The following is a 7,012-nucleotide window of genomic DNA, read 5'->3' on the forward strand; positions in this document are numbered from 1 at the left end:
ATTCCACGATTTAAAAAAAGGAGGTTTTTCAGTCATTTTTTCTTAGTTTAAAACTGCTAATAATTCTTTGGCTTTCAATATTAAGTCCGAACTTGGATAACTCCGCATAAAATCATTCAAAGAAACGATATATTGGTCTTTATTGCCTAGTTTTCTTAAAATCATGATTCGCAACATAGCCATTTTATCTTCTATTTGGCTTCCAACATATTCATTAAGTCCTTGATCTATAAGAGTAATGGCTTCACTAAAATGATTGCTTTCGTAAATTGCAAATGTTTTGGCATACAAAGTCAGAGCTTCTGTTTCTTTGTCTACACTCAACTTAATAGAGCCTTTTTTTAGTTGCCTGGAAAACGAAGATGCTGGGTAGTCCTTTAACAATCTAGCCGAAAAAGCGTTATTTTGAGCATCTTTTTCCATTATTGACAGATAATACAAAGCTTCGGGTTCATAAACGGACCTTGGGAAATTCAATATTAAATTATTGAAACTTGTCTTTGCTTTTTCTTCGTCGTTAAATTTCAATTTGTAGATTTTCCCAATTTGAAATAAGGCCTCTTCTTGTTTTCTTTTTGAGGCCATCTTTTGAATGTTACTGATAGGTATCTTTTTGAGAAGTTCCTTCTTTTCTTCATCAATTTCTTTTTTGGCGAGTAGCTCTTTCATTTCAATCTCAGAACTGGCCATGGTTTTTACACCAGTTTTTTCAGTAGCGAGTGTTTGTTTCTCAATTTTTATACTAAATGAACCCATCGTTTTTTCGGAACGTCTCCAGTTGTCTTCCAATGGCCTATTGCCCCAGTTTCTTACAAAATCGTTTTTAGCTTTGATAGACTCAACAGGATCATACAACAACCATCTTTTAAAATCTTTGGGCATAGTGCTTGTTGTTGCAGTTTTAAGCACCGAGTTTGTGATCGAACTTTCTTCTGCTTTTTTCTTGGCATCTTTTCTCTCAATAACCATTTGCTCAAGTTTGTAGTCGAGCTCTTTGGGATTCATGGCGGCCAACCTTTGCAAACTATCCTCTAGGTCATAAGCTTTCTTATATTTAATAAAATCATTCAAAAACATAGCTTTCTGACCTATTTGAGAATTATTCTGTTCGTTTTTTGGCAAAGTAATCAATGTGCTATCATAATAAACTCCAGCCATTTCGTAGTCCAGCATTTTTTCGAAATACATATCGCCAAGTGCTTTATAGGCTGAAGCTTTTTCAATTGGATTGTTTAATGATTCAGAAATAGCCTTATTGAAGTGCAAAATAGCGGATTCGAAATTATTCTTTTTGGCCTCTGTTTCCCCCATTTTAAAAAATATCTTACTCCTCAAATCTTGATTTTTCCTGTCCTCAAGCATTTTCTCAAACGTTATGTTTGTATTCTTGGCTAGAGACTGACTCGAAATAAGTCCCAAATTGGCATGAAATTCTAAGTCGTAACTGGGTTTATTTTTGAGTACTTGGTTGTAGTTTTTTCTTGAAAGGACAAGCTGGTTCAACGCTGCGTATAACTGAGCAGCAATAAAATGCAAACGAGCTTTTTCATTACCTTTTTTCATGGTTTTTAAGGCTTCGTCCAAGAAAACTACAGCAAGTGCAGGCTCATTTTGAAGTTGATGGTAGTATGCTTTTGTGGCCAGGAATTGGGATTTGTTTTTGCCATTCAATTTTTGACTTTTCAACAAATCTGAAACCTGATTAGCACTTACCAAATCTTCATTTTCAATATAAGACCTCATCAGCCATATCAAAGCTTCGGTTTTGGCAGAAGCCGATTTGGAGGTGGTATTTACATATTTGAAGGTTTCGAGGGCATTAAAAATTTCTTGTTTTTCTAATCTAGCTTTTCCGAGCAATAAATATGCTTCATCTAGGTGTCTGCTATTTGAATGTCTCTCAGCTATTATCGATGATTTTTTTATGGCATCTGTCAAGTACAGTTTTGCAGAATCGAGTCTTGTGGAGTCTATTTTTCTAAATATCGGAAGCGTTTCCTCGTAAGTTTCTTTGTTGTTGGTCAGAATAATTTCAATTGCAATTTTGTAGTCTTCCCGGGCAATTAAAAGTGCGTTATATTTAGCATTCGTATTGTGCCATGTTTTGCTAAGCGGTCCATTTTTATATTGACTGCAGGATAAGGAGAAGATTACAAAAAAAAACAATAAATATATTTTCCTCACTTTTTGAATAGGTTCTTTAGAAAGTCTTAACGAACATTTTTACTAATAATTATCCAATTTAATGCCAAAATAAGTACCGAATACGATTTTTGAGCATTTTAAGTTTTATAAAAACATTTCTGCCGATTTTTGTAATTGTTCAATGGCGGTATTATAACCCAAATCAAACATTACCTTGGCATGTTTTAGACTTAAACCATTAAAGTGTACAATATTTTTGGGTTCAATCAAAATATCAAATTTATGGTTTTTTCTCGCACTTTGTTCGCCGATAGACATTAGAAGCGATTTCATTATGATATCCTTTGCCGAACTTACAGGCATTTTTCTTTCTATCGGCATTACATTAATTCCAATTTTTAAATCTACTTCGTTTTCTATGGGTTCAATGGGCATATTGTTAAGGACACCCCCATCAATATATGATTTACCTGCTATTATTACTGGTGAAAATATGCCAGGAATTGCACATGAAGCCGTTACTACTTTTGCTAAGTCATTACCAGATCTGAAATAAACTATCTCCCCTCGGCGTATCTCTGTTGCAGCTATAACCAAAGGAATCTTAAGTGATTCAAATCTGTTTTCTGGCAAATATTCTTTTACTAACTTTTCCACTTTTTCAAGCGAAAAAATTCCCATCTTATTGAAAGCTAGCTTGATATTACCAAAAATGCCCTTTTTAAGAATTATTTTTGATATTTCATCGGGGGCGTATCCGTATGCATAAAATGCTCCAATTAAGCTACCTACACTTGCTCCGGAAATAATAGTAGGCTTAATTTTTAGTTCATCAATGGCTTTTAATACACCTAAATGTCCAAATCCTCTTGATCCACCTCCAGATAATACTAAGCCTATTTTCATGTTGTTAGATTTTATTTTTTTCAAATAAACTCATAGAGTTTTCCTAGGTTTTTGGCTTTAAATCCTCGGTCTGTTATTTCAATTTCAGCCACTTCGTTTACAACATCATGATCAAATAATAAAAGTATGTTTTCTTTAACAATCCTATCAAGAATCAATGACTTTTCGTTCATGGTTTGCAATGGTCGCACATCATAAGACATACAATATGGCACATGTATATGGGCAAAGGATGGAATGGTGTCCGCCGCAAAAATAATTTTCTGATCGGTGTAGTTTATGATTGGCATAATCATTTTCTCTGTATGGCCATCTGCATAAATGAACTCAAATTTGTCGCCAAGTGGATTTTGAATCTGTTCAATAAAATTCAATTGACCGCTTTCAATAATTGTTTGGAGATTTTCTGTTAAAAAAGTGGCTTTTTCTCTCGGATTTGGTTTCATCGCCGATTCCCAATGCAGGCTATGCGTCCAATATTTTGCATTGGGGAATGTAAGTCTATATGCGTCTTTTGAAGAATTCCAACAAACTGCTCCACCGCAATGATCAAAATGTAAATGGGACAACAAAACATCCGTCACTTCATTTTCATGATATCCGGCATCTCGAATAGATTTTATTATTTCTCCATCTCCATGTCTAAAGTAGAAATTTTGCCATTTTTGTGCTTGTTTGTCACCCATTCCTGTGTCAATCAGCACCAATCGGTCCTTTTCTTCTACCATTAGGCACCTCATTTTCCAACTGCAGAGATTATTTTCGTCTGCAGGGACCATCTTTTGCCAAATTGTTTTGGGAACAACGCCAAACATAGCTCCTCCATCCAACTTAAAATTGCCAGCATCGATTATAGAAATCTTCATTTTAAGAGTATAATTTCCTAAAATTAAGACTTTAAAACTAAACTCGCTACATTTTCTACATGGAAAGTATGCGGAAACATATCAACAGGGTTGATTTTTTCAACTTCATATTTCGCAGATAATATTTCAATATCTCTGGCTTGTGTGGCTGGATTACAGCTTACATAGACTATTCTTTTTGGAGAAATTCTTAAAAGAAGTTCGCAAACTGGACGATCCATACCTGCACGAGGCGGATCTACAATAACAATATCTGGCTTGCCATTTTGTGCAATGAAATCATCTGTGAATATTTTGGCCATATCCCCAGCAAAGAAACGCGTATTGTCTATGGCGTTAATTTTAGAATTGACGATTGCATCTTCTACTGCTGCGTCTATGTATTCAATTCCAATAACTTTCTTTGCTTTCTTGGCAACAAAATTGGCTATGGTTCCAGTACCAGTATATAGATCATAAACCAAATCATTCTTAGAGATTTGAGCGAAGTCTCTAACTATTTTATATAAATTATAAGCCTGGTCAGAATTGGTCTGGTAGAATGACTTTACTCCTATTCTAAAACTCAAACCTTCCATTTGTTCGGTAATATAAGGTAGGCCATAAAAGTTAACAGGTTCTAGGTCAAAATAAGAATCGTTTCGCTTTTTATTAATGAAATAGTTTAAAGAAGTAGTTTTTGGAAACTTTTCAATAAATTCATTCAAAACTTTTTCTATTTTTTCAACAGAATCATCGGCAATTTGTAAAACTACCATCACTTCGCCTGTGGAAGTAGTTCGGATCATGACATTCCTAAAAAAACCTTTGTGAACGACGTGGTCATAAAAAGGCAAACCGCTTTTGTGGGCATAATCTGTGAAGAAATCTCTTATGGCATTTGATGGATCACCTTGCAAATAGCATTTTTTGATAGGTAAAACCTTCTCAAATCTCTTTGGAATATGGAACCCTAGAGCATCCTTTGATATTTCTTCTCCTGAAGCCACCTCATCGTTGGTTAGCCATCTAGAATTAGAAAATGTGTATTCGAGTTTGTTTCTATAAAATTGAGTGTTTGAGGAGCCTAAAATGGGCGTAAATTGAGGAAGTTTAACTTTTCCAATTCTTGTTAATTGATCGTATACTTGTTTTTGTTTTTGTTCAATTTGCTTTTCATAGGGAATATGTTGCCATTTGCAGCCACCGCAAACGCCAAAGTGCTCACAAAATGGCTGAATACGATCAGTCGATAATTTATTAATTGCCAAAATCCTTCCTTCAGAGAAATTCTTTTTGGTTTTAGAAACCAAGAGCTTTACTTCGTCTCCTGGACAAACATTACTTCCTTCTACGAAAATAACCTCGCCATCGTCTTTTACGATACATTTTCCTTCAGCCGCAAAATCCAAGATTTGGATATTCTCAATTACTCTTTTCTTACTTTTTTTCATTTAAAGTTTATTTAGAATTTCTCTTTTCGAAATGGGATTCATCAAAATTTTATTAATAATAATATCCGAATTCAAACTATTTCTAATTATCAAATAATTAATTTTGCTTGTCAGTATCTTAAATTAATCGGATGAATAACAAATTGAGTTTTGGAGAAATAAAAAAAGCGATGAATTTTTCATCGCTTTGTGATCCCGCTGGGATTCGAACCCAGGACCCATACATTAAAAGTGTATTGCTCTACCAGCTGAGCTACGGAATCGAAAATGATTCTAAAAATATTTCTGAAAACTTAAGTGATCCCGCTGGGATTCGAACCCAGGACCCATACATTAAAAGTGTATTGCTCTACCAGCTGAGCTACGGAATCAAGACCTTGTCTCAAATGAGGATGCAAAATTATGAAATTAACCCAACAATGCCAAGACTCTTTTTAAAATTATTATTATTCTTTTTGCTATTTTTCTTTCAAATCGCTGATTCTAAGGCACAAAATGATGTTGCTAAAAAAGCAGATTCTTTATTTAGTGCAAAAAAATATTCGGAAGCTGCAAATATTTATGAACTCATTTTTAAAGATAATCAAGTAAACAAGCCAAATATTTCTCTTAAGCTGGCATATATTTACGAAAGTTTGGGAGATTTTCCGAAAGCTATCTACTATTTGAACAACTATTATAATCTAAATCCGGACGATGAGGTGTTTGAAAAAATGAATAAAATGGCTTTGGAGAACAAGTTTACCGGTTTTGAAAGAAGTGACTTGAATTTTATTTTGGTTTTATACCAGCAGTTTTACATTTTTATTCTTTATTCAGTTATTCTGATTGGAATATTTATTCTTATTATCCTATTCCGAAAAAAAATATACAATAAAAAAATTCTACGGAGACATCTTATTTTGGTGGGTTTGTTTATCGTGTTTCTGTTGGTCTTTATTAATGTACCAAATACTTACCAATCGGCCATTATAAATAAGAGTACCTATTTTAGAGAATATCCATCTTCTGGATCACCGATAATAGGTTCCATAGAAAAAGGAAACAAAATCAATATTTTTGGACAAGAAGATATATGGCTTAAAGTCTTGTGGAATAGAAAGATAGTGTATATCCATAAAAATGATACGTGGATTTTGAATGGATAGGCTCATTAAAAAGTTTATTTTTTTTATGTTTGTAGTTTTTTAATTAAGCATTAATACATATTTTTGCGGCTGTATTGGCGAGGTGGTGGAATTGGTAGACACGCTACTTTGAGGTGGTAGTGAGCGAAAGCTTGTGAGAGTTCGAATCTCTTCTTCGTCACTTTAACATATTGATAGGCAGATAATTGAGAAATTGTCTGCTATTTTTTTATCGTCTTCTGAATTTCTTCTTCCGATAGGATTGCGGGTTTGCCACCACAAAACACTTTAATGGACTACCGGGAAGACTGTGATAAATAGGAATAAAAGCCCCTGCGTAAACCGAAACACCGCGAGGATTGAAGGTATTCAACCAACCCGTAATATTATCTGAGCCAAAATAAAATCCATAATACCGGAAAGCGGCTCCAATATTCAAGTTCTTATAATTGTTTTCAATACCAATAGGAACTGCTATTTCTAAGCTTTTTTTCTCGTATCGTGGTGTTATGGATACTCCGGAATAATTGATAAC

Annotated in this window: 5 protein-coding genes, 3 tRNA genes and 1 pseudogene; 2 read left to right on the forward strand and 7 right to left on the reverse strand. The window is 34.1% G+C overall.

Annotation, left to right across the window (positions count from 1 at the left end):
* Window positions 1–42 precede the first annotated feature (42 nt).
* The 6 genes from EGI24_RS21930 to EGI24_RS16955 all read right to left on the reverse strand — a co-directional run bounded on the left by EGI24_RS21930 (window position 43) and on the right by EGI24_RS16955 (window position 5,721).
* Window positions 43–2,184 (reverse strand): tetratricopeptide repeat protein, encoded by a 2,142-nt coding sequence (locus EGI24_RS21930; protein ID WP_255049725.1) that lies wholly within the window; start codon window positions 2,182–2,184, stop codon window positions 43–45.
* 105 nt (window positions 2,185–2,289) lie between these two features.
* The gene (locus EGI24_RS16935; RefSeq protein ID WP_255049727.1) at window positions 2,290–3,051 is read right to left on the reverse strand and encodes a patatin-like phospholipase family protein; all 762 of its coding nucleotides are present in this window, start codon (window positions 3,049–3,051) and stop codon (window positions 2,290–2,292) included.
* 20 nt (window positions 3,052–3,071) lie between these two features.
* Entirely contained in the window at window positions 3,072–3,917 is an 846-nt protein-coding gene (locus tag EGI24_RS16940; RefSeq protein WP_255049728.1) for an MBL fold metallo-hydrolase, read from the reverse strand.
* 23 nt (window positions 3,918–3,940) lie between these two features.
* Window positions 3,941–5,350, reverse strand: a complete 1,410-nt coding sequence (gene rlmD, locus EGI24_RS16945) for a 23S rRNA (uracil(1939)-C(5))-methyltransferase RlmD (protein WP_255049729.1) — start codon at window positions 5,348–5,350, stop codon at window positions 3,941–3,943.
* A 190-nt stretch (window positions 5,351–5,540) separates the two neighbouring features.
* A tRNA-Lys gene (locus tag EGI24_RS16950) sits at window positions 5,541–5,613 on the reverse strand.
* A 35-nt stretch (window positions 5,614–5,648) separates the two neighbouring features.
* Window positions 5,649–5,721, reverse strand: a tRNA-Lys gene (locus EGI24_RS16955).
* A 48-nt stretch (window positions 5,722–5,769) separates the two neighbouring features.
* Here EGI24_RS16955 and EGI24_RS16960 point away from each other — a divergent pair.
* Window positions 5,770–6,498, forward strand: a complete 729-nt coding sequence (locus EGI24_RS16960) for an SH3 domain-containing protein (RefSeq protein WP_255049730.1) — start codon at window positions 5,770–5,772, stop codon at window positions 6,496–6,498.
* A gap of 76 nt (window positions 6,499–6,574) precedes the next feature.
* Window positions 6,575–6,658 (forward strand) — tRNA-Leu (locus EGI24_RS16965).
* A 48-nt stretch (window positions 6,659–6,706) separates the two neighbouring features.
* Here EGI24_RS16965 and EGI24_RS16970 read toward each other — a convergent pair.
* Window positions 6,707–7,012: pseudogene (locus EGI24_RS16970) on the reverse strand (hypothetical protein); the annotation flags it as partial.

Origin of the sequence: Lacihabitans sp. CS3-21 (assembly GCF_024343675.1) — a bacterium.
Lineage (GTDB): Bacteria > Bacteroidota > Bacteroidia > Cytophagales > Spirosomataceae > Leadbetterella.

What these genes read in the sequence shown, in the direction of transcription:
- rlmD (WP_255049729.1), bottom strand. Translation starts at nt 5,350, where the DNA reads ATGAAAAAAAGTAAGAAAAGAGTAATTGAGAATATCCAAATCTTGGAT.
- EGI24_RS16935 (WP_255049727.1), bottom strand. Translation starts at nt 3,051, where the DNA reads ATGAAAATAGGCTTAGTATTATCTGGAGGTGGATCAAGAGGATTTGGA.
- EGI24_RS16960 (WP_255049730.1), top strand. Translation starts at nt 5,770, where the DNA reads ATGCCAAGACTCTTTTTAAAATTATTATTATTCTTTTTGCTATTTTTC.
- EGI24_RS16940 (WP_255049728.1), bottom strand. Translation starts at nt 3,917, where the DNA reads ATGAAGATTTCTATAATCGATGCTGGCAATTTTAAGTTGGATGGAGGA.